Genomic DNA, 416 nt, shown 5'->3' with positions numbered 1-416 from the left:
ATCTCGGTGATGTAGAGGATGTCGATCGAGCCGGACTCGAGGCACAGGAAATCGGCGACGATCTCCATCCAGTAGATCAGCGGATAGGCATACCAGTGGACATGCCACTGCGAGTTGTACTGGGTGTTGCCGCCAACTGCAGATGGCCCCGCCATCGACTTGAAGCCGATGTCGAACCCCGGATCGAGCTTCATCCCGCCCAGATTGACGAAGCACCATGGCTTCATGCTGACGTCGGCAAGCCGGACCGGCTCCCAGAACCCCATGGCGATGCCAGGCCGCAAACCGCAGAGGCAAACGGGGAGAGCCGGGTTGCTCGTATCGGGACGGCTCGACGGCCAGATCTTCAGGCCACCGATCGAGATCGGAAACAGGCACGACCAGCAGATGTCCGTGATCGGATTGACGAACTTGCC

General features: G+C 60.3%; 1 protein-coding gene. It reads right to left on the bottom strand.

Annotated features, from left to right (window positions below; genetic code table 11):
• Nucleotides 1–416, bottom strand: a 416-nt coding sequence (locus AX692_RS09955) for a TraU family protein (RefSeq protein ID WP_196491784.1), incomplete at both ends; no start/stop codon positions are given.

Source organism: Erythrobacter donghaensis (assembly GCF_001557325.1).
GTDB lineage: Bacteria > Pseudomonadota > Alphaproteobacteria > Sphingomonadales > Sphingomonadaceae > Erythrobacter > Erythrobacter donghaensis_B.
Note: the sequence above shows the minus strand (reverse complement) of the source record. Positions and strands in the feature narration are given on the sequence as shown.